The following is a 20406-nucleotide window of genomic DNA, read 5'->3' on the forward strand; positions in this document are numbered from 1 at the left end:
GCGGGCTTTTCTTTTGGTCAAACCCGAAAACCGCTAGACTGTCCCAAAGCAAACAGCAAAACATGATCATGGTCGCAACCCGCAACAGCATTCCGGTCTACAAGCTTTACGGTGAAACCGGCGAAACCGCACCCGGAACCGCCGAACAGATTGCCATTTCCGAACCGGAATTCTTCCATCTCGAAAGCATCCCGTCGCGATCCAAACTGCATGACCTGCACATCCAGCCGCACCGTCATGCCAATCTGTTTCAACTGCTTTACATCACACGCGGCCATGCCGGGATCGAATTTGACGACCGGCAATTCACCATGCAGGTCGGGCAGATCCTCACCATGCCGCCCGGCACCGTTCACGGCTTTCGCTTCAGCCCCGATATCGATGGCTGGGTCATTTCACTGACCGATTACCATTTGCAGGAAATCCTTTCCCCCGCCCCCAAACTGCTTGCACGCCTTGACCGGCCGCTTTGTGTCGATGGATCGGGAACCGCCGATCAGCCAGGCCCCACAGATTTCCTGATCCGCCAACTGGTCGCGGAATATTACGGACATAATACCGGGCGGTTATATGCGCTGCGCAACATATTGGGGTTGCTGTTGCTCGGCATCGGGCGCGATGCTCCGTCGGGTGATCCGGCGCGCCTAAGCCGCAAGGAACAGAAAACCGCCAAGTTCCGCAAATTCCAGTCGCTGATCGAAACCTTCTACAAACAGCACAAACCGCTGGAATTCTACGCCCGCGAAATCGGTATCACCACGACACAGCTTAACCGCATCGCCAAGGACATCTATGGCATGACTGCCATCGAAGTCCTCCATCACCGCCTGATCTTGGAGGCCAAACGCACCCTGATCTATACCGACATCGCGGTTCAGCAGATCGCCGATGAACTGGGCTTCCGCGATGCCGGATATTTTTCGCGCTTTTTCGCCAAAAAGGCCGCGATGTCACCGATGCAATTCCGACAGGACCATCGATAACATCCCGGCCTTGATATACCGTTTATGGATTACGGGTTAAAGCCAGCCACCCGTCCCGCTCAGATGCTTGGGCAAGTCATCAAGCGGTATCTTGGTCAGGTCCTTGACGATTTCCCCATCAAGCGCCTCGGCCAGGGGTTTTGGCATTTTATTGCGCACCTCGCCCATCACCTTGGGCGGGGCAATCACGATCAGGTTGTCGAACTTGCCATGCTTGCGCTTGTCGGTCAGGTAATTGACCACATCATCGACAAATTCCATCTGCGCATGTTCATGGGGGTCGGTCGATGGTGGCATGGCGTGGCGCTGCTGGTTGCCGCCGGGATTGTTAAAACCGCGTCCCGGTTTGTCACTGGCGATTTCCCGGCTCGACCTGTTATCGGCCTGCATTTCCGTGACCGTTTCCAGATGCCGTCCTTCGGCATCAAACGTGACGGCCACCACATGGGCGCGACCGCCGTCGGCAACAAGTATCCATTGGTTTTTATGCATATTAACCTGCTTTTCTGTTGCGACTGTCCCCGGAACGTCCCCCACCCGATCAAGGTTCCATAAAAGTCATTTTCAACATCAGGCCACAGAACAAAAAGGCCGGTCCGCATGTCCGAACCGGCCTTTGATATCATCGATCAGGATCGGCTTATCGCCATGCCAACAACCAGCGATCAAGCCTTCCCAGAAGCCACGAAACACACAACCCCAAAAGCGATAAAACCACCACACCGGCAATCAGTTGATCGGACTGATACAGGTTCCCTGCTGCCAGAATAAGCGCCCCGATGCCGTATTGCGCCCCGATCATCTCAGCCGCAATCAAAAGGATAATCGCGATCGAGGATGAAATACGGAACCCCGACAGAATGGTCGGCAACGCACCGGGCAGGATGATCTTGCGGATCACCGACCACATCGGCAGATCAAAGCTCTGCCCCATGCGGATCAGGTTGCGCTGCACATTGTCCACCCCGCCGAATGTATTGATCACGGTCGGGAAAAACACGCCAAAGGCAATGGTGGCAAATTTCGATGGTTCACCAATTCCAAACCAGATGATGAAAAGCGGCAGAAGCGCAATTTTCGGGATCGGGAAAAGGGCCGATACAAACGCCACACCGGGCGACCGCGCCCAGCTAAACATCCCGACCAGAAAACCGACAAAAAGCCCGGCCACCGTCCCCATGATCCAGCCGCCAACAAGCCGCTGCAACGACGCGCCAAGATGAAGCCAAAGATCACCCGTGACGATCAACTGCCAAAGCGCCTTGGCCACCGCAACCGGGCTTGGCATCGCAAGTTCGCTGATCACCCCGGTGCTTGATCCCAATTGCCAAAGCGCAATCACGGCCACAAAAAAGCCCCACGCCGCAACCGGATTGGCCTTCGGGTTAAACCCCGTCGCGCGAAACCGCACCTGACTTGCTGGGGACGCTGCACTTTGGGGTTCTGCCCGGACTTCGCTGATATCATGCGACATTTTCAAGCTCCTTATCGGCCGCAATCGCCTCATCCCGGATCAGGTTCCAAAGGGCGCTCTCATGCGCGATCAGCTCCGGCATGCCTTCGCGCCGCTCTGCTATCGGAATATCGATTGTGTGGATTTCCTTGATCGTGCCGGGGCGACGGCGCAATGCCACCACCCGGTTGGCCAGCCGCACGGCTTCGTTCAGGTTATGCGTCACATAAACCGCTGTCATGCCGGTGCGCGCAAATAACGCGGCAAATTCATCCAGCAGCAAAATCCGCGTCTGCGCATCAAGGGCTGATAACGGCTCGTCCATCAGCAAAACCGCCGGCCGCACCGCCAATGCACGCGCAATCCCGACCCGCTGCTTCATCCCGCCCGAAAGCTGTTTGGGATACGCATCACGGAAATCCCACAGATTGGTCTGCTCCAGCACCTCGGCCACCCGCGCATCACGGTCCGCCTTGGATAATCCGTGATCTTCCAGCACAAGGCTGATATTGCCCGCCACCGTCCGCCACGGCAAAAGCGCGAAATCCTGAAACACATAAGTCAGCGGGTTAAGGCACCCCTCGGGCGTCGCCTTGTCACAAATCAGAATCTCGCCGCGTGTCGGGGCCAGCAACCCGCCAATGATCGACAGCAATGTCGATTTGCCGCAGCCCGACGGCCCGATCAATGCCACGACCTCGCCCGGTTCGATCCCGAAATCGATATCGCGCAGCGCCTCGACCTGATCATATGAATGGCAAATGCCCTTGATTTGCAGCCGCATGGCACAATCCGTTTATCTGAAATCTACAAATGAAACGACCGGGCCAGAAGACATCGCAACTGGCCCGGTCGGGAAAATATAGCCTTACTCGGTCAAGGCCGGGATAAAGCTGGTATCGATGAATTTCGCCGGATCGGCATCGGCGGAAACAAAGCCGCGATCCTGATACCATTTGACCTGCGCCTTGACATCGGCAACGTCAAGTCTGGCTTCTTCGGTGATGAACATCGCGCCATTGCGGATTTTCGGATAGGCCTTGTCCGCCGGATCGTTGGCATAGACATATTTATGCACGATCTCGAGGATCTCCTGCGTGGTGTCGCTTTCGGTCAGCTTGCCATCCGCATCCGTCGCCAGAAGGGCCGCACGGTAATCCGCCACACCCTTCTGATAGGCACGCACGAACTTCTCCACCATCTCGCGGTTTTCTTCGACATTCTCGGTCGATGTAAACAGACCACCCACCTGATAAGGCACGTAATCCTTCACCCAGCCGATAATGTGTGCTGCCCCGGCATTGGCCAGCGGCTTTGCGATATGCGGCACGATGATCATGCTATCAACCTGCCCGCTTTTAAGCGCACCGATCATATTGGGTACGGACTGCAACGGTTTAAGCGACATGCTTTCCGGGTCAAACCCGGCCTTCTCGGCCACATTGCCGATCATGTAATGGAAGCTTGATCCGACCTGCGAAAGCGCAAAGCTATGACCGGGCAATTTATCAACCGATGTCAGACCGGCCTCAAACGCCGCATTGGATGCCAGAATGGCCGACCCGTCATAACCCGGATCTTCATGCAACTGCGCACCGATAACCTTAAGCGCCCCCTTGGCCGCAAGGTTAAAGAACCCACCCGTGAACGCCGTCACGCCAAAATCGGCATCGCCCGATGCAATCGCAACCGCAACCGGCTGGGCCGCCTGAAAGATCGAAATCTCGGCATCAAGGCCCTCGTCGGCAAGATATCCCTTTTCCTTGGCAATAAATAACGGCGCGCTTGAAACAAACGCCAGTGCCGCAATATCGACCTTCTCATTGGCCTGTGCGCCAAACGCCACAAGGGCAGTCGCCCCCATCGCCAATGCCGCAACCGATCCACGCGCCAGCCGTGCCGCGCCCGCCATTCCCCTAATCGAAAGCATGTTTCCTCCACAGGATCATTTTTTTGAATGCATTATAACCTTCGGAATTTTGTTAGCCGATTTATCGACAAATTGCCAATCTTTGCCGCATTTTTCCGCCAAAAGGGTCGATTTCACCCTTAATGCGCAAGTGACCCCGCCCCCTATTTCCGTCAAGGTCGAATTTACGCGGGTCTCCCGACATTGCCGTACCACGCTCTCCCATCTTTCTAGCACCCCTCTACCGTCGTTCCAGCGAAAGCGGGACCCCATCGGCCCGCAACTTCCATCACCGAAATCGGAGAAACCCGGGACCACAAACTGGATGCCCGCCTTCGCGGGCATGACGGGGATGGGTCATACGCCCGACACCTGCGCGCACAAAACCACCATCACCCCACCTCTCTATCGTCACTCCCACGGAGCTTACCCCGCCTCGCCCCCTTTACCGTCGCCTCGCCCCTCTACCGTCACTCCCGCGAACGCGGGAGTCCATCGTGCCGCCTGCTCCCACGCCGCCGCCTGTAATCCCGCAAATTGCCATCCCCCGCCAAACCGGCTAAAACCGCCAGAGACAAACCCCGCACTCAAAGGCCCCGCATGTCATCAAACCCGGATACCCCAGCCCCAAAACCAAACGGCAAAACCGCGATGATCATCGGGGCGGGTCCGGCGGGGCTGATGGCGGCCGAACGCCTCGCCGGATCCGGTCATGCCGTTACGATCTTTGAGGGCATGCCAAGTGCCGGGCGCAAATTCCTGATGGCGGGGAAATCGGGGCTCAACATCACCCACGCCGAGGACCTCGAAACGTTTCTGTCGCGCTATGGCACCTCGCGCGCACGGCTCGAACCGCACTTACGCAAATTCGGCCCCAACGGAATCCGCGACTGGTGTGCCGGGCTTGGCATCGAAACCTTTGTCGGCTCCTCTGGCCGCGTTTTTCCGACCGCGATGAAGGCAAGCCCGCTTTTGCGCGCCTGGTTGCGTCGTCTGGATGGGCTGGGCTGCAAAATCCATTACCGCCATTACTGGACCGGCTGGGATGAAACCGAAAATGCCGTTTTCAAAACCCCGGACGGCGAAGTGACCGCCAAGGCTGATATCACCGTTCTGGCATTGGGCGGCGGAAGCTGGAAACGGCTGGGATCAGATGGCAAATGGATGGAAATCCTTAAGTCCGCCGGGATCACCTGCAACCCGTTCAAACCGGCCAATTGCGGCTTTGACGTCGCCTGGACCGACCATCTGATCGATAAATGCGCCGGTTCCCCGGTCAAGGCCGTGACGCTGACGGTCGCAACAAAATCCGGCTCGCAAACCGTGCGCGGCGAATTCGTGATTTCCAGAACCGGGATCGAAGGCAGTGCCGTCTATGCCATCTCGGCCGCCCTTCGAGATCAATGGCTTGAAACCGGCGATGCTACCGTGACGCTCGACCTGACGCCCGACCGCGACCTGGCCGACGTCACCACGCGCTTAAACAAACCACGCGGCAAAAACTCGCTTGGCAATCACCTGCGCAAAACACTCGGTCTGGACGCCACCAAAACCGCGCTCGTTTTCGAAGTCACCCCACGCGAAACCCTGAACGACCCCGCCAAACTCGCAACCGCGATCAAGACGCTCCCGCTTAAAATCACCCAACCCCGCCCGATTGACGAGGCGATCAGCACGGCGGGCGGTGTCGCATGGGAAGAACTCGACGACACCTTCCAACTCAAAAAACGCTCCGGCACCTATTGCGTGGGCGAGATGGTCGATTGGGAAGCGCCTACTGGGGGGTATTTGTTGAGTGGCTCAATGATTATATTAGGTAATCATACTTAAAAAACTAACGGAAAACAAAATGCGAAACGTTGACTTTCCTCTTGAAGATGTTCGCGATGACCTTCTGGGCAGGAAAATGTTTGCGTTCAGCTTAGCCACGGCATTGATGAATGTTGACCTAACAAAAAATGGATTTGTAGCATCTATCACTGGGCCATGGGGATCAGGAAAATCGTCAACAATTAACTTTGTCAGACACTATGTTCAGCAAATTTCAATAAAAACCGCAATGGAGAAATCCCAAAGATCAAACATAGATGTAATAAAAAATCTAGACGAACTATATTATCAGTACATAAAATTCAAACCATACATAGAAAACCTCATCGCAGATGGTAAGAATCCATACATTGTTTCAAAAGAATATCTAACATCAAAGATGGTTGAATTTGACGTAGATACCAAAAAATTGGATGATGTCTACGAATACATATTGCTTAAGAGAGAAAATGAGATAAGACCAGATACTACTGTAATCAATTTTTCTCCTTGGTCTTTACAAAACAGATCTGAAATAACTCTTTCACTTCTTTCAGAGATCAATCTTGCTATTGGGGATAATTTCGACTCCGAAACATACGAAACGTTTGCAAAATACATTGAAAAATTTGGTGAACTCGCAACAGCTACGGGATCGGATGCTGGTATTGGGAAGTTCATATCAAAATTGGTCACACTTCCTCTAAATAAAAAAAGAAAAACACTGAACGAAATCAGAGAGGAGCTATCCAAAAATCTACTTTTAGATAAAAACAAAAATAAAAGAATTATAATTATAATTGATGATCTAGATAGATTGACTCCATTTGAAGCATCTGAAACAATCAATGCTTTAAAAGGCGTAGCAAACTTACCTAAGATTGTTTACCTGCTATCATATGACAGGCATGAATTTAGTAGCTTAATATCACGTGCGATTTACGATCAAGAAGCTCCTCAAAAAGGGGAAATATTCTTGGAAAAAATAATCCAATACACAAAGGAACTTCCACTTCCAAGAGAAGAGGAGAACTCCGAGATATTCAATAAGAATTTTCTCGAAATATTATCTGATTTCAATGTTTTCCCTGAGGAAAAAAGAGCTTCATTAGCTTGGTTTTACATACTTCATAGATATTTAAAAACCCCCAGAGACACTATCAGACTATTAAACAACTACAGTGTAGCATTTTCCGTTACGCATGACATAACAGATCCTATTGATCTGCTTGTATTGACCTGCCTAGAAACCTTCGAGCCAAGCGTATACACAGCTTTGAAAACCTACGTTCAAATTTCAAAAAAGATATCGATAGATGAGGATAATCAAGAGCTGATTGAAAACTCATTGGAGAGCGCTCGCGACAAAAAAACAGCAAAATTCGCGCTTGGTTTTCTAGATCAAAGTCTGAAATCGGCAGAAAAATATCTCAACCCTCCTCCTCCTCAAACATTTAAGAATAGGGCACATTTATTTTCCAACCCAAGCTCCGCCGAGGTCTACTTTGATTTAGATCCAAATAGATCACCAATTCACAAAATTGTTCTAGAAAAATTAACACCTCTAGAGGCACCAAAAGGCCTGCTGCGACAATCAATTAGTGAATTAATCTCTTCAAGTGAGCATCGACAATCTATTCGCCCCACGCTTGAAGCACTAAGCAGCTATTTCTTTGAAAGAGATACCTGCCTTAGCATTGAATGGGCAGAGGAACTCCGAGATGTTGCCGAAATCTTAATAGCTCAGGCCCCTCCGCGCTCCTCAGCATTACTTAGCACTAACGACGAGATTATAGTCTCTATGTTTAAAAACGGATTATCCCGTTGCGATAGGGATGACCAAATTGAAATATTAACTTCACTTATCAATAAAGGCGAAGATTTATCCTTTGCATGCAAAATTATACGTGACTTAATTGGAGATCTAAAATCAGAGGGATACAAAACAAGTTCAATTTTTACATTGCCTCAAGAAGAGAGTTTCCGCGAAATATTAACCTATCGAATTCGTAAAATTGCTACAGAGCACAAAATATTCAATCAACTCTCACCCAGCAACCTAATATGGTTTTGGTGGGGAGTTGACGAAAAAAATGAAGTTCGCGACTTCATCTCGATGACGTTAGATCAAGAAGAAAGTACCCTATGCGCGTTACTGCAAATGCTTATAGGTAAAGTATTTACTAGCGATGGGGTTTTTGAAAAAACAAGCCCAAGATCACTTGAACTTCTCGCTAGCACCAGTTCATTTTTATGTGCCGCCGAACGCTTATCAAAGTCAGCGATTGAGTCTCATAGAGAGGTAGCAAATCGCTTCAAAAATGCGGTTAAGGTGGGAGAAAGTGGAGATTGGTGAGGCTTTATCTTCGGCATGAGTTCAAACATAAAAACAAACACACGCCCGAAAACAAGTTGACAAAATCAACCACATTTTATATTGGTTGATAAAGTCAACCATATAACCGTGCCCGCAACCGCGATATCGGGTGGCATTTTGCCCCGTTTGCCCGCTCCTCGCGCCACCTTGCTGTTGCACGCTTTATTTTCGGAATGTTGCCCCACATGAAGATATCAAAAACCATCCACGCAGACGGATTGCCGCAGCCCCAGCGGTCATTCGCCATGATCGCCGTGTTGCTGACCGTCATGATGGCCGTGCTTGACGGGTCGATCATGAATGTCGCCCTGCCCGCCATCGCGCAGGATCAGAATGTCAGCCCGGCGCACGCCATCTGGGTCATCACCGCCTATCAATTGGCGGTTGTCGTGGCCCTGCTGCCGCTATCCGCCCTTGGCGAGGCGATTGGCTTTCGCAAGGTCTATCTGGCCGGGATGGTGATTTTCGGCATTGCATCCGCGCTTTGCGCCTATTCCCCCAATATCGAATTCCTGACCTTCGCCCGCGTGTTGCAGGGTCTGGGCGGTGCGGCGCTGATGAGCATCAATGCGGCGCTTATGCGCCATAGCGTCCCGCAGGCAAAGCTTGGCCGCGCCATCGGGCTGATTGCCATGGTGGTGTCGATCTCCGCCGCCGCCGGGCCGACCATCGCCTCGGCCATTCTGGCGGTCACGACATGGCACTGGCTGTTTCTGATCAATATCCCGATTTCGATCATCGCCATTGTTCTTGGCACATTCGCCCTGCCCTATACCAAACCGACCCGCACCCGGTTTGATTACATAAGCGCGTTTCTGAACGTGCTGGCCTTTGGCGGGCTGATTTCGGCGCTCGGCAATGTCGGCACCCAAAGCCACCCGATGCTGATCGCGGGCCAGTTCGTGATTGCGATTACCGCCGGGTTCTTCCTTGTGCGTCGCCAGTTTTCGCGCGAACGGCCGATGCTGCCGCTTGATCTGCTCGCCCGTCCGGTCTTTGCCTGCTCCATTGGGTCGTCCATCGCGGGCTTTTGCGCGCAATTCATCGCCTTTGTCGCACTCCCCTTCTATTTCCATGACGTGCTGCATTATAGTGCGGTCGATACCGGCCTTCTGATGACGCCGTGGCCCGTCGCCACCGCCATCATCGCCCCCATTGCCGGGCGGCTGGCTGATCGATATTCACCGATCCATCTGACCGGGATCGGCATGGGAATTTTTGCCATCGGTCTGTTTGCCGTCACCCTGATCCCGGCCGGAAGTCCCCATACCGCACTTGCGATCATTGCCTGTCTGATGATCTGCGGGGTTGGTTTTGGCCTGTTCCAGTCGCCCAATAACCGCCTGATGATGACAAGCGCCCCACGGGACAGAAGCGGCGGTGCCGGCGGGATGCTCGCCACCGCCCGTCTGACCGGGCAATCGGTTGGTGCGGCCCTTGCCGCCATCCTGATCGGCACGGGTGGCGCGTTTGATCTGACCGCGATCATGGGTGTTGCGGCGGGCTTTGCCCTGATCTCGGCCGCCATTTGCGAGGGCCGCAAATATGCGATCCGCACCGGCATCATCGCCCCGCATGGTGCGGATGCCGTCGCCAAGCAGTCATGACAACCCCCGCAACACCTTGCGCACCGGCAAGACAGAAACATATCGATGAGTAAGCCAATGGAAACGCCAGAAACCAATCTCGCAAATGCGCATGTCCCCGGCGAAACCCTTCACCGGCTTGTCCATGCCTTCAAGCGTGCCATGCGCGAAGGTTTGCAGGATGCCGATATGCCCTTGCCAATCTCGCAGATGCGCACCCTGAAATGGATCATCAAAAGCCCCGGCGTCACCGCACAGCAAATCGCCACCCGCACCGGACAGGACAAGGGCCGCATCACGCGGCTTATCAAGGAACTCGAAGAAAACGGATTGATCGAACGCCGCCCCCATCCCGAAGACGGGCGAAGCCAGACCCTGCATTTGACGCCAAAGGGCGATGCGCTGATGGAAGAATACCGTGCCGTAGAAGCCAAAATCCGTACGCGCATGGCCAATGGTTTAAGCCAGAAACAAATCACGGATTTCAACGAAATTGCCAGCCTGATGGCCGACAATCTGGAATCCGAAAACAGATAATCCCTACAGGAGCTTGGAATGAACAGACCAGCACCCCGCGATCTGACCGTGATCCGCAAAACCTATGTCACGCCCAATATGCTGCGCGTGACGCTTGGCGGTGACGGCATCGCATCCTTCCCCGACGATCAGGAAAGCGCCTATGTCAAACTGATCTTCCCGATTGACGGCGATGAAAAGGACCGCGTTCTGCGCCGGACCTATACCGTGCGCCATGACCGCATCACCGATCAGGGCCGCGAGATTGACATCGATTTCGTCATGCATGGTGATGGTTCCGATGATAACGATCACGGCGGCCCGGCCTCCAACTGGGCGGTGAATTGCAAGCCCGGTGATCAGATCACCATCGGCGGCCCCGGCCCGAAAAAGCTGGTTGATCCCACCGCCGACTGGTTCCTGATTGTCGGCGATATGACGGCCCTGCCCGCCATTTCTGTCAATCTGGAAACCTTGGCCCCCGATGCGCGCGGTTACGCCGTGATCGAAATCGCGTCCGAGGCCGACATGCAGGATTTGCAAAAGCCCGAAAACGTCACCATCGAATGGGTGATCAACCCGCATCCGGGCGAAAATGCCAATGCCCTGCCCGATGTGGTGAAAAAACTGCCCTGGGCCGATGGCCGCCCGTCGGTCTGGGCCGCATGTGAATTTACCGCGATGAAAATGCTGCGCGATCATTTCCGCAATGACCGCGGGCTTGGCAAGGATGATCTTTATATCTCAAGCTACTGGAAACTCGGCCTGAACGAAGACAACCACAAGGTCATCAAGGCCGAGGATGCGCAGGCCGCCTGACATGCGGGCTATGCGTCGCGGCCTTCCTGATGGCAATGACGCAGAAAATCAATCAAGGCACGAACAGCGGGCGGTGTCGCCCGCTGCTTCGGATAATAAAGATACCAGCCCGGAAAGGGCGGCGAAAATTCTTCAAGAACCGGCACAAGCGACCCGTCATCGATCATCGGCTGCATCCAGCGCGACGACCAATAGGCAAACGCAATCCCCACCCCCTGTGCCGCCGCTTTCAACGCCGTATCACGGTGCGACACGATCAGTGGCCCATCAACCGCAACGCTGATCCATCGCCCGTCAACGCAAAACTCCCAGTTATAAAGCTTCCTGCGCCCCGGTTTGCGCCAATTGATGCATTTATGCCCGTGCAGATCGGCTGGTGTTTGCGGAACCCCATATCGCGCCAGATAATCGGGCGACGCCACGGCAAGCTGATGGATATCCGGGCCAAGCCTGACCGCAACCATATCCTTTTGCAGCAACTCGCCCAGCGTAATGCCAAGGTCATATCCGGCATCCACGATATCAAGCGGCGCATCCTCGATCACAAGTTCCAGAACCACATCGGGATATTTTTCGTGAAACGCGCCAAGCCACGGTTCGATCTGGGTCGCAAGCGCAAGCCTTGGCAGCAAAAGCCGCACCGTCCCCGCCGGTCGCCCCTGAAACTGCATGATATCTTCCACCGCAAAGGCCATTTCGGCCATCGCCGGGCGAAACCGTTCAAAAAGCCGCTTTCCCGGCTCGGTCAGCGACGTGCTGCGCGTGGTTCGCTGCAAAAGGTTCACACCCAGCCGATCTTCAAGATTGCCAATCGTCTGGCTTAACGACGATGCCGAAATGCGCAGCCGTGCCGCCGCACGCCTGAAATTGCCTTCTTCGACCACGGCGACAAAGGCTTCAAGTTCGGCATATTCCCGCCCGCGCATAATGCATTCCTTTTTAAACAGTCCATGCAGACTTTAACCCATATACCAAACAATCAGATATCACTAGCCTTGGTCATCACATCACGTCCCCACACCCAAGCCTGCCCCGCATGGCTTGCCCGATTGCACAAAGGACCATCACGAATGACCACGAATACAAATTCGAAAAACATCCTGATCACCGGCGTCAGTTCCGGCTTCGGCCGCGCCTTTGCCACGGCGGCAATTGCCGAAGGCCACCATGTCATCGGCACGGTCCGCAAACAGGCCGACCTTGCCGCCTTCACCGCCCTGTCCCCGGCACAGACCACCGGCATCATCCTTGATGTCACGGATTTTGACGCCATCCCCGGCGCGATCAGGCAGATCGAAACCGATATCGGCCCGATTGACGTTCTGATCAACAATGCCGGATATGGTCACGAAGGATTGCTTGAAGAATCCCCGCTTGCCGAACTCGAAGCCCAATTCCGGGTCAATGTGTTTGGCGCGGTCGCGATGATCAAGGCCGTCCTGCCCCATATGCGCCAACGCAGACGCGGCCATATCCTCAATGTCACCTCGATGGGCGGCTTCATCACCATGCCCGGCATTTCCTACTATTGCGGCAGCAAGTTCGCCCTCGAAGGCATCAGCGAAACACTGGCCAGCGAAGTCGCCGGGCTGGGCATTCACGTCACCGCGATTGAGCCGGGATCATTCCGCACCGACTGGGCCGGGCGTTCCATGGTCCGCTCCGACCGCAGTATTTCCGATTATGACACCCTGTTTGATCCGATCCGCGATGCCCGCCAGAAAAAAAGCGGCAATCAGGCCGGTGATCCTGCCAAGGCCGCAAAGGCGGTGATGGATATCCTGAATGTGCCCAACCCGCCGGTTCACCTTTTGCTGGGGCGCGATGCGCTGGGTCTGGTGCGTGAAAAGCTTGATCACCTTGGGCGCGAAATAGCCACTTGGGAACATCTCAGCACATCAACCGATTACGACGCCTGATTGCCAGCCCGGCTTCACGCCGCCAGCGCATTCACGCCATACCATGTCAGGCCCGCAATCCCGGTTGCCGTCACCCCGCCGACCAGAATCCCGGCGGCAATCGCCACCCCGTCCGACAGAATAAGCCCCAGCCCGACAACGACAAGGCACAGGGCCGGGATGCTATTCGCACCGGGAACCGGGATCGGGATGGCAATGATAAAGGCAATGACAAGACAGATCAGCCCGATAACCGGCATGCGTGGCCCCGGGACAAAAAACTGCCAACGATCCGACATCCGGTTTTCAAGCCAGATCAGCCGTGGCCGCATATGCCGGTAAAGCCCGCTCAGGCGACGGCGGCCAATCCTGCGGCGGCGCATCCAGTCAGGCAGATAAAGTTTTTTCCGCCCGATCACCAGTTGCAGCGCCAGAAACGCCAGCGGAATGGTCAGGATCGCGTTCGGTCCCGGTACCGGCACACAGGCAATCAGCGCAAACAGGACAATCAACGCCCCCTGGCTTTTTTCACCCATCGCATCAAACAGCGCGCCCAGGCTGATATCGGGGCTGATGTCATTTGCTTCGCCCTGCGCGGGCACCACACCGGAATCATCATTTAACATTGCATCAAAGATCGATGAAAGCCTTGCCCCGTCTTTGGGAAGCGGATCGTCGGTTCGTGTCATGATATTCCGTAACTGATTGCGATCACCCCTGATATGTCCAACGATTGTGATCAATCCGTGGCGATATGATGAAATGGCTGGCCGGGATACCCCTGCCTTTTCCCGGCTCAGATATATTGCGAATGCAGTCTGCCCATCTCGCGCCGGGCGAAAAAGCCGGTATGCTGTGTGGTTTTGATTTCTTCGGGACGCAGCCGGAATTCCCGGTCATAGACAAAGGCTCGGCTGGCCCCGATCACACCCTTTTCGGAACTGTAAACACCGATCACGATGATCTCGATCCGGCAATCGCGATCCCGGCCTAAGAATTTCTGTTCGTTATCGTCCGATGTTCTTGCGATCTGGCGGCGCACCCGGGCCAGCAGACGATTGACCGAACCAAGTTCGATACATTTCCCCGGCGGCAATGGCCCCTGCAGGGTAACATCGTCAAGCCGTTCGGAAAGCGCACGGCTTTCATCCATCCCGTCATGCGCCCCGTCCTCGTTCCGGGCATCATATCCCTCGCCGGGTTCGGCATCGGTGATAACCTGACAGACACGATCATTGCCGTTATCAATGCACAGCAAAACCGTTTCGATATGAATGGCTTCCTGGCTCATATTGCTGATCAGGAACCGCGCGGTTTGCGCATGATCAAGCAACTGGTTGATCACGATTTTGGGGCGTCTGGCCCGCCGATAGCTTTGAAAAAGCAGTTGGGCATAGAAAATCCAGACCAGCAATGTCGCAAAGCTGATCAGTATCTGAAGCATTGTGCCGTGCTGCTCTATCCATGCGATCATCGATACCTCGTCTAACGGTGGCGAAATGTGCAGGCTGCACGCGGGCCCTCGCGGCCCCGTTAACGAACGTATCAGCGGGCATTTTGTTTCAAACCGCGCCATGCCCAAACAAAAACGCCCCGGCCATGATTGGCACAGGGCGTTTTGCAGAACCTTTTGGCAACCGGTCTTAGGGGGCCGGCGGCAGGTCTTCTTCAAGGATCACGATATTCAGCGAATAGCTGACTTCGCCTTCGTCCTCGTCACGATGCACAACACCGACAAATTCGTCGCCAACGCGCATTTCAATCGGGTGGCCTTTGCGCTTGGGCGCATCGACGGCAATTTTCGGATTATCAAAAGTACGGCGCAGATAATCGGTAACGCGCGCGATTTCGGTCGGTGTCATGTAACTGGTCCCTTGCTTCTGTCAGGTCGGCTTTGGTCTCTTTGAACCGTGTTCGGGGCAAACGGCGCGGCATGCGCGCCAGCACGTCCCCCAACGGGTCTTGCGAAATAAATGACGGGCATTGTCCTTTCACAAACTGTGCCATGAAATCAACCCCGCTTGCGCAAAAAAGGGGCGTTTGACCCAAGTTTTTTGCCTTAACGCTTTCGGGCGATCCCGTTTTGCCCCTGCCGCGAAATGAATATCCCGTCTTTCCCTTTCCAGAACATGGGAAGGCTGTGGGTGAATGTCTAACGCATGACAATGGAATTTGTGCCCGATAAGCGGTTGCAATGCGGTGCGCCAAAGGCTAATCGGGTAATATGAGCAAGCAAACAGCATGTCCGGTTTTATACAGTTTCCGTCGCTGCCCCTATGCGATGCGCGCCCGCATGGCTCTGCTGGCCAGCGGGATGGATGTCGAACTGCGCGAAGTTGTCCTGCGCGACAAACCCCAATCCATGATCGATGCATCGCCCAAGGCCACCGTGCCCGTGCTGATCCTGCCCGATGGCAGCGTGATCGATGAAAGCCTTGAAATCATGGTCTGGGCGCTGGCGGAAAACGACCCGGAAAAATGGCTCGAACCCGAAAGCGGCACGCTCGAAGACATGCTGGCCCTGATTTCGCAAAATGATGGCCCGTTCAAACATCATCTCGACCGCTATAAATATTTCAACCGCTACGAGGATGCCGACCCGGCCGAACATCGCCGTGATGCCGAAAAAATCCTTAACCGGCTCGATGGTCGTCTGGCGGTTGGCAAATATCTGTTTGGCACCCGCCCGGCCCTGGCCGATTTTGCCATTGCGCCCTTTGTCCGCCAGTTCGCCAATACCGACAGGGATGCGTTTGACGCGGCCCCGTTTGTCCATCTGCAACGCTGGCTTGATGATTTCCTGAATTCCCGCTGGTTTGCGAACGCGATGGTCAAATATGACCAGTGGCACGAAGGCGACGAACCGGTGATTTTCAAAGCCGCCTGACGGGTCGCCGCCTGCCTGTTTCCATCTGATGAAAAAGCCGTCGTATAGTTATGCGCCCTGTTGCACAATCAGGGCGCGCAACAGGGTATGAATTTTACGGGATTATACTTCTGTTACCATTCACGGGCTGGTCATGGGGGGCGGCTTGTGATAGCAAGCGGGAAATCATCCCATAACGCTTCAGGACCGAGATTGATGGCCGATTATGATGTCAAGCCGCTGATAACGGCGGACGAAATTGCCACACAGATCGATGCGCTTGCCGCCAGGATCAATGAAAACTTCAAGGATACCGAAAAACTGATCGTTGTCGGTCTGCTGCGCGGATCGTTCGTTTTCATCGCCGATCTGGCCCGCAAACTGACCGTTCCGGTCGAAGTCGATTTCATGGTCGCCTCAAGCTACGGCGATTCCACCGAAAGCTCGCGCAATGTCCGCATCATCAAGGATCTTGATGGTCAGATCCGCGGCAAGGACGTGCTGCTGGTCGAAGACATCATCGATACCGGCTATACGCTTTCGGAAGTTGTCCGTTTGCTTAAAACCCGCGATCCGAACCGGCTTGAAATCTGCACGCTGCTGAACAAGCCATCGCGCCGCGAAGTCGAAATTCCGATCCATTATTGCGGCTTTGACATTCCCGATGAATTTGTCGTCGGCTATGGCATTGATTACGCTCAGGCCAACCGCAACCTGCCCTTTATCGGCACGGTGCATTTCCACGGCGAATAAGGCTTCGGCAATCTGAAATGAAAATGGCGGGAACCATATGGTTATCCCGCCATTTTTGTATCCGTTTCTGATGCTGGTGCTGGACGACCCGCATCGTCATTACCCGCCGTATTGGGAAAATCAAACGCGCCAAGATCGGACAAATCCCGCGCCAGCTTGTCCAGCCCCGCCTGCATGCGTTTCGGGTCGCCCTGCCCGGTGGCATAACCGGCGGATGCCGCATGGATCAGCATATCAAACAGCATCGCATCCTCGCTGCGTGCCGGTGCTTTTGCAGAACCACTCTGCCTGGCCACCGCATCGCTCGGATCACGCTGCATCATGACCGCAAGTGCGACAAGGCCAAGGGCGATCAAACCCGCACCAATGCCGGTTGCAGCCGCAATCGCCCCGAACTTCGCGGCAAGCCCGACATAGGCCGCCGCCAGCAAAAATCCGATACCGGTCAGAACGATCAGGCCGATCGCGGCAAAAGCCGCAAGCTTGATTGCCGCGGCTCTTGCCATCTCACCGATTGCGTCGGTCAGTTGGTCGATCATTTCTGCAACAGACGGCCGACCAGCATGCCGACACCAAATGTCAGGGCAACCGTTGTCAACGGGCGTTCACGCACCTGATCCACCGCGACTTCGCGCGCATGGTCAAACTGGTCACGTGCCTGGCCCGATACTTCACGGACACGTTCGGCTGCGGCCTGTGCCTTGGTTCTTGCGCTTTCGTTACCCATCGCCTTGAGCGTCTTGGTAACCTCCGAAAGATCCTTGCGCAGGGCATCAACATCAGCCTGCAGTTTGGCATTGTTGGCGGCAGTTTCAGTATTGGCAGCCATTTCGTGCTCCTGTCTTCATTGGGATATTCGTTTTCAACACCCCTTTAACGGCACAGGCACCCTCATGGTTCCCCAAAAGATTATGATCATTTCGGGGCAGGCCCGGCAAGACAGGGCGCAGGCTTTGCCGCACCTTTAAAAAACAGAACGGCCCGTCGTGGGAACGGGCCGTTCATCCCTTGCAGAAATCTGGGCGGATTACGGAGCGTGGGGCTCCGAACCATGCCGATCAGTAAGGCAAACCGACATAGTTTTCTGCAAGCGTCGTCAAACCTGCCTTGGATGACAGGATATATTCCAGTTCGGCGCGGCGGATGCGACCGTCAAAATCGTGATGGTCATCAAATGTGTGCAGCATCGATGTCATCCACCAGCTAAACCGCTCCGCCTTCCACACGCGCGCAAGTGCTGTATCGGAATAGGTCTCAAGCAAATCATCACGGTTGTTCTTGAATTTCCCGATCAAGGCTTCGGACAGGTAATGAACGTCACTCGCCGCAAGGTTAAGCCCCTTGGCCCCGGTCGGCGGCACGATATGCCCCGCATCGCCCGCCAGGAACAGACGCCCGTGGCTTAGCGGTTCGGCAACAAAGCTTCGAAGCGGTGCGATGCTTTTTTCAAACACCTCGCCCTCATTGACCAGTTCCGCATCGGCCTCGCCAAGGCGGACCCGAAGCTCGTTCCAGAACCGGTCATCGGACCAGTCTTCGATTTTCTCGCTGCTCGGCACCTGCACATAATGGCGCACAACACTCTCGGATCGCATCGAACAAAGCGCAAATCCCCGATCATGGCTGGCATAAATCAGCTCGTCCGCCACCGGCTTGGCCTTCGCCAGAACACCCAGCCAGCCAAACGGATAAACCTTTTCATAAGTCCTGAGTTTCGATGACGGCATCGTCTGCCGCCCAACCCCGTGGAACCCGTCACAGGCCGCAATATAATCACAGCTCAGTTCAACCGGATTGCCATCCTTGACATATCGAACACGCGGCTTGCTGGCATCAAAGTCATGCAGACTGACATCCTCCGCCTCGAACACGATCTCGCCGCCATGATCAAGGCGGGCCGCGATCAGATCCTTGGTCACCTCGGTCTGGCCGTAAATCATCACGGTCGCGCCACCGGTCAGTTCTTCGATATTCACATGCTGGCGCTTGCCATTGACGCTGATATAGATCCCGCCATGAATGATGCCCTCGCGCTTCATGCGGGCATCAACGCCGACCCGCTCCATCAGGCCAACCGTCCCCATTTCAAGAACACCGGCCCGGATGCGCCCCTCGACATAGGCGCGGTCCTTGCGTTCAAGGATCACACTGTCAATTCCCTGCACATGCAGCAGATGCGAAAGCAGCAACCCCGAAGGACCGCAGCCGATAATGGCGACAGGGACATGCATGACGTAATCCTCACTCGACTATTCTTGTTGGTTTTCTGGAACAAGAACCGTTCCAACAAGGAAAGAATACGCCTGATTTCACACGGGAAGAATGGATAAACCGGGAAAAGGATGGGACAAATCGAACATCTATATCCGAACGATTATATCAACATATCGCAACGGTTTTACAAATCTCAGTTCGGCACAGACTGATTTTCGCCGGATTTTTTGCAGACACCCCATCTGCGGCACATCGACTGCCCGTTCGGCGTGTCGAGAAACCGGTCGAAGGCATCCCGCAAGGCCGGACCCATCGGATGATTTCGGGAAAACAGGATGAACATATCGTCCGATTGCACCGGCTGTGTGGTGGTGTAATTCGCCACGGCCTCCTCGCCCAGAATGCGTTTCATGTCCAGCCAGCCGACCTGCTCCTCCTCGAAAAAGATATCCGCCCGGCCGGCGTCAAGAAACCGCCACGCAGCTTCCGATGATGTAACAATATCCGCCTCAATCCCGTGGCGGCGAAACTCCACCTCGTACCAGTAACTCGCCACACCGACCGGGCGCAGCCCCAGCGGATCAAGATCGGCAATCCGGTCTATCTCCAGTCCATCGGGAAAACGGGATTTTTTATAGAACCCTTTTTGATAGGCCCGTGCGACCGGATGGTCGGGATAAATGATTTCCGCCGAACGTTCCGGCGTCCAGATCCAGCTGAAGGTGGCGGCATATTCGCCCCGTGCGGTCAATTCATACGCCCGGCGCCACGGCAAAAAGATATAGCGCACCCGATACCCCATCGCGACGAATGCTTCGGTTACGCGCTCTGTATGGATGCCAAAACCCGGTACGTTTTCCGTGATCATCGGGGGCCATTCGCCAACCGCAAACAGCACTTCCGGTTTTGGCTGTGATCTTTCCGGGCCTGCGTTCCCTTCCTGCGCAACAGCCCCGGAAATGCCCCAGACCGTCCCCCAAACGATCTGCAACAGCATCACCAGCCACCGTGGCACGATAACGCCCGTCTGTCTTTTCCCCACGCCCTGCTCCTGCATGGTTACGGCATTGAATGCCGCCTCACCCCGATAAGTCGATTTTATTGTTTTTCGGCATTTGTTTATGTTGATACGCCGTGCCTGACATTAAACGACAGAAATCACAGTTTTTATAGCGTCGAATTAAAATGCATTTAATTTCATCAACATGAAACATCGCATAAAA

General features: G+C 54.6%; 21 protein-coding genes. 9 read left to right on the forward strand and 12 right to left on the reverse strand.

All coding sequences use genetic code 11. From position 1 onward, the window contains the following. Positions 1-62: 62 nt before the first annotated feature. Positions 63-983 carry a helix-turn-helix domain-containing protein gene (locus tag R1T41_RS19925; RefSeq protein ID WP_247793338.1) on the forward strand — a complete coding sequence of 307 codons (921 nt, stop codon included), beginning with the start codon at positions 63-65 and terminating at the stop codon, positions 981-983. 36 nt (positions 984-1019) lie between these two features. On the opposite strand, the gene R1T41_RS19930 is transcribed toward R1T41_RS19925, so the two are convergent. From R1T41_RS19930 to R1T41_RS19945, 4 genes are all read right to left on the reverse strand, one after another. Next, entirely contained in the window at positions 1020-1475 is a 456-nt protein-coding gene (locus R1T41_RS19930; RefSeq protein ID WP_062953068.1) for a host attachment protein, read from the reverse strand. 148 nt (positions 1476-1623) lie between these two features. Then, positions 1624-2457, reverse strand: coding sequence for an ABC transporter permease (locus R1T41_RS19935; RefSeq protein WP_317338764.1), 834 nt, complete (start codon positions 2455-2457; stop codon positions 1624-1626). Further along, a complete protein-coding gene (locus tag R1T41_RS19940; RefSeq protein ID WP_062953066.1) occupies positions 2447-3220 on the reverse strand; it encodes an ABC transporter ATP-binding protein in 774 nt (257 codons plus the stop codon). The genes R1T41_RS19935 and R1T41_RS19940 overlap by 11 nt, the downstream gene beginning before the upstream one ends. Before the next feature lie 84 nt (positions 3221-3304). Continuing rightward, complete coding sequence (locus tag R1T41_RS19945; protein WP_317338765.1) at positions 3305-4366, reverse strand: ABC transporter substrate-binding protein; 1062 nt, start codon at positions 4364-4366, stop codon at positions 3305-3307. A 579-nt stretch (positions 4367-4945) separates the two neighbouring features. On the opposite strand from R1T41_RS19945, the gene R1T41_RS19950 reads away from it, so the two are divergent. The 5 genes from R1T41_RS19950 to R1T41_RS19970 all read left to right on the forward strand — a co-directional run bounded on the left by R1T41_RS19950 (position 4946) and on the right by R1T41_RS19970 (position 11452). Then, the gene (locus R1T41_RS19950) at positions 4946-6175 is read left to right on the forward strand and encodes a TIGR03862 family flavoprotein (RefSeq protein WP_317338767.1); all 1230 of its coding nucleotides are present in this window, start codon (positions 4946-4948) and stop codon (positions 6173-6175) included. 19 nt (positions 6176-6194) lie between these two features. Next, entirely contained in the window at positions 6195-8510 is a 2316-nt protein-coding gene (locus R1T41_RS19955) for a P-loop NTPase fold protein (protein ID WP_317338769.1), read from the forward strand. A gap of 206 nt (positions 8511-8716) precedes the next feature. After that, entirely contained in the window at positions 8717-10138 is a 1422-nt protein-coding gene (locus R1T41_RS19960; RefSeq protein ID WP_085643547.1) for an MFS transporter, read from the forward strand. 45 nt (positions 10139-10183) lie between these two features. Then, a complete protein-coding gene (locus R1T41_RS19965; RefSeq protein ID WP_317338770.1) occupies positions 10184-10654 on the forward strand; it encodes a MarR family winged helix-turn-helix transcriptional regulator in 471 nt (156 codons plus the stop codon). A gap of 18 nt (positions 10655-10672) precedes the next feature. Then, positions 10673-11452, forward strand: a complete 780-nt coding sequence (locus R1T41_RS19970) for a siderophore-interacting protein (RefSeq protein WP_317338771.1) — start codon at positions 10673-10675, stop codon at positions 11450-11452. Between the two features lie 8 nt (positions 11453-11460). Here R1T41_RS19970 and R1T41_RS19975 read toward each other — a convergent pair whose 3' ends face one another. After that, complete coding sequence (locus R1T41_RS19975) at positions 11461-12378, reverse strand: LysR family transcriptional regulator (RefSeq protein WP_085643553.1); 918 nt, start codon at positions 12376-12378, stop codon at positions 11461-11463. Positions 12379-12522: 144 nt separating this feature from the next. On the opposite strand from R1T41_RS19975, the gene R1T41_RS19980 reads away from it, so the two are divergent. Next, on the forward strand, positions 12523-13371 hold the full coding sequence (locus R1T41_RS19980; RefSeq protein WP_317338775.1) for an oxidoreductase: 849 nt from the start codon (positions 12523-12525) through the stop codon (positions 13369-13371). A gap of 14 nt (positions 13372-13385) precedes the next feature. On the opposite strand, the gene R1T41_RS19985 is transcribed toward R1T41_RS19980, so the two are convergent. The 3 genes from R1T41_RS19985 to R1T41_RS19995 all read right to left on the reverse strand — a co-directional run bounded on the left by R1T41_RS19985 (position 13386) and on the right by R1T41_RS19995 (position 15212). Then, complete coding sequence (locus R1T41_RS19985) at positions 13386-14039, reverse strand: exopolysaccharide biosynthesis protein (RefSeq protein ID WP_317338776.1); 654 nt, start codon at positions 14037-14039, stop codon at positions 13386-13388. 107 nt (positions 14040-14146) lie between these two features. Then, positions 14147-14824 carry a hypothetical protein gene (locus tag R1T41_RS19990; RefSeq protein WP_317338777.1) on the reverse strand — a complete coding sequence of 226 codons (678 nt, stop codon included), beginning with the start codon at positions 14822-14824 and terminating at the stop codon, positions 14147-14149. A gap of 169 nt (positions 14825-14993) precedes the next feature. Next, a complete protein-coding gene (locus R1T41_RS19995) occupies positions 14994-15212 on the reverse strand; it encodes a DUF3126 family protein (RefSeq protein WP_062953055.1) in 219 nt (72 codons plus the stop codon). Positions 15213-15574: 362 nt separating this feature from the next. Between R1T41_RS19995 and R1T41_RS20000 the strand changes: the two genes are divergently transcribed. After that, positions 15575-16237 (forward strand): glutathione S-transferase, encoded by a 663-nt coding sequence (locus R1T41_RS20000; RefSeq protein WP_317338779.1) that lies wholly within the window; start codon positions 15575-15577, stop codon positions 16235-16237. A 195-nt stretch (positions 16238-16432) separates the two neighbouring features. Then, positions 16433-16969: a hypoxanthine phosphoribosyltransferase gene (hpt, locus tag R1T41_RS20005; protein WP_062953053.1), complete on the forward strand. Its 537-nt coding sequence runs from the start codon at positions 16433-16435 to the stop codon at positions 16967-16969. Positions 16970-17010: 41 nt separating this feature from the next. Here hpt and R1T41_RS20010 read toward each other — a convergent pair whose 3' ends face one another. From R1T41_RS20010 to R1T41_RS20025, 4 genes are all read right to left on the reverse strand, one after another. Beyond that, the gene (locus R1T41_RS20010; protein WP_317338782.1) at positions 17011-17508 is read right to left on the reverse strand and encodes a hypothetical protein; all 498 of its coding nucleotides are present in this window, start codon (positions 17506-17508) and stop codon (positions 17011-17013) included. Next, the gene (locus tag R1T41_RS20015; RefSeq protein ID WP_062953051.1) at positions 17505-17798 is read right to left on the reverse strand and encodes a YqjD family protein; all 294 of its coding nucleotides are present in this window, start codon (positions 17796-17798) and stop codon (positions 17505-17507) included. The genes R1T41_RS20010 and R1T41_RS20015 overlap by 4 nt, the downstream gene beginning before the upstream one ends. Positions 17799-18027: 229 nt before the next feature. Then, positions 18028-19200, reverse strand: a complete 1173-nt coding sequence (gene pobA / locus R1T41_RS20020; protein WP_317338784.1) for a 4-hydroxybenzoate 3-monooxygenase — start codon at positions 19198-19200, stop codon at positions 18028-18030. 176 nt (positions 19201-19376) lie between these two features. After that, a complete protein-coding gene (locus R1T41_RS20025; protein WP_317338785.1) occupies positions 19377-20225 on the reverse strand; it encodes a hypothetical protein in 849 nt (282 codons plus the stop codon). Between the last annotated feature and the right edge of the window lie 181 nt (positions 20226-20406).

The organism is Thalassospira lucentensis (assembly GCF_032921865.1).
GTDB lineage: Bacteria > Pseudomonadota > Alphaproteobacteria > Rhodospirillales > Thalassospiraceae > Thalassospira > Thalassospira lucentensis_A.

Bases quoted from the DNA above. Each gene is read 5' to 3' on its own strand.
- R1T41_RS19965 (WP_317338770.1), top strand. From the start codon at position 10,184: ATGAGTAAGCCAATGGAAACGCCAGAAACCAATCTCGCAAATGCGCAT.
- R1T41_RS19935 (WP_317338764.1), bottom strand. From the start codon at position 2,457: ATGTCGCATGATATCAGCGAAGTCCGGGCAGAACCCCAAAGTGCAGCG.
- R1T41_RS19960 (WP_085643547.1), top strand. From the start codon at position 8,717: ATGAAGATATCAAAAACCATCCACGCAGACGGATTGCCGCAGCCCCAG.
- R1T41_RS19995 (WP_062953055.1), bottom strand. From the start codon at position 15,212: ATGACACCGACCGAAATCGCGCGCGTTACCGATTATCTGCGCCGTACT.
- pobA (WP_317338784.1), bottom strand. From the start codon at position 19,200: ATGCATGTCCCTGTCGCCATTATCGGCTGCGGTCCTTCGGGGTTGCTG.
- hpt (WP_062953053.1), top strand. From the start codon at position 16,433: ATGGCCGATTATGATGTCAAGCCGCTGATAACGGCGGACGAAATTGCC.
- R1T41_RS19950 (WP_317338767.1), top strand. From the start codon at position 4,946: ATGTCATCAAACCCGGATACCCCAGCCCCAAAACCAAACGGCAAAACC.
- R1T41_RS20000 (WP_317338779.1), top strand. From the start codon at position 15,575: ATGAGCAAGCAAACAGCATGTCCGGTTTTATACAGTTTCCGTCGCTGC.
- R1T41_RS19980 (WP_317338775.1), top strand. From the start codon at position 12,523: ATGACCACGAATACAAATTCGAAAAACATCCTGATCACCGGCGTCAGT.
- R1T41_RS19955 (WP_317338769.1), top strand. From the start codon at position 6,195: ATGCGAAACGTTGACTTTCCTCTTGAAGATGTTCGCGATGACCTTCTG.
- R1T41_RS19945 (WP_317338765.1), bottom strand. From the start codon at position 4,366: ATGCTTTCGATTAGGGGAATGGCGGGCGCGGCACGGCTGGCGCGTGGA.
- R1T41_RS19970 (WP_317338771.1), top strand. From the start codon at position 10,673: ATGAACAGACCAGCACCCCGCGATCTGACCGTGATCCGCAAAACCTAT.
- R1T41_RS19940 (WP_062953066.1), bottom strand. From the start codon at position 3,220: ATGCGGCTGCAAATCAAGGGCATTTGCCATTCATATGATCAGGTCGAG.
- R1T41_RS19925 (WP_247793338.1), top strand. From the start codon at position 63: ATGATCATGGTCGCAACCCGCAACAGCATTCCGGTCTACAAGCTTTAC.
- R1T41_RS20010 (WP_317338782.1), bottom strand. From the start codon at position 17,508: ATGATCGACCAACTGACCGACGCAATCGGTGAGATGGCAAGAGCCGCG.
- R1T41_RS19985 (WP_317338776.1), bottom strand. From the start codon at position 14,039: ATGACACGAACCGACGATCCGCTTCCCAAAGACGGGGCAAGGCTTTCA.
- R1T41_RS19930 (WP_062953068.1), bottom strand. From the start codon at position 1,475: ATGCATAAAAACCAATGGATACTTGTTGCCGACGGCGGTCGCGCCCAT.
- R1T41_RS19990 (WP_317338777.1), bottom strand. From the start codon at position 14,824: ATGATCGCATGGATAGAGCAGCACGGCACAATGCTTCAGATACTGATC.
- R1T41_RS20015 (WP_062953051.1), bottom strand. From the start codon at position 17,798: ATGGCTGCCAATACTGAAACTGCCGCCAACAATGCCAAACTGCAGGCT.
- R1T41_RS19975 (WP_085643553.1), bottom strand. From the start codon at position 12,378: ATGCGCGGGCGGGAATATGCCGAACTTGAAGCCTTTGTCGCCGTGGTC.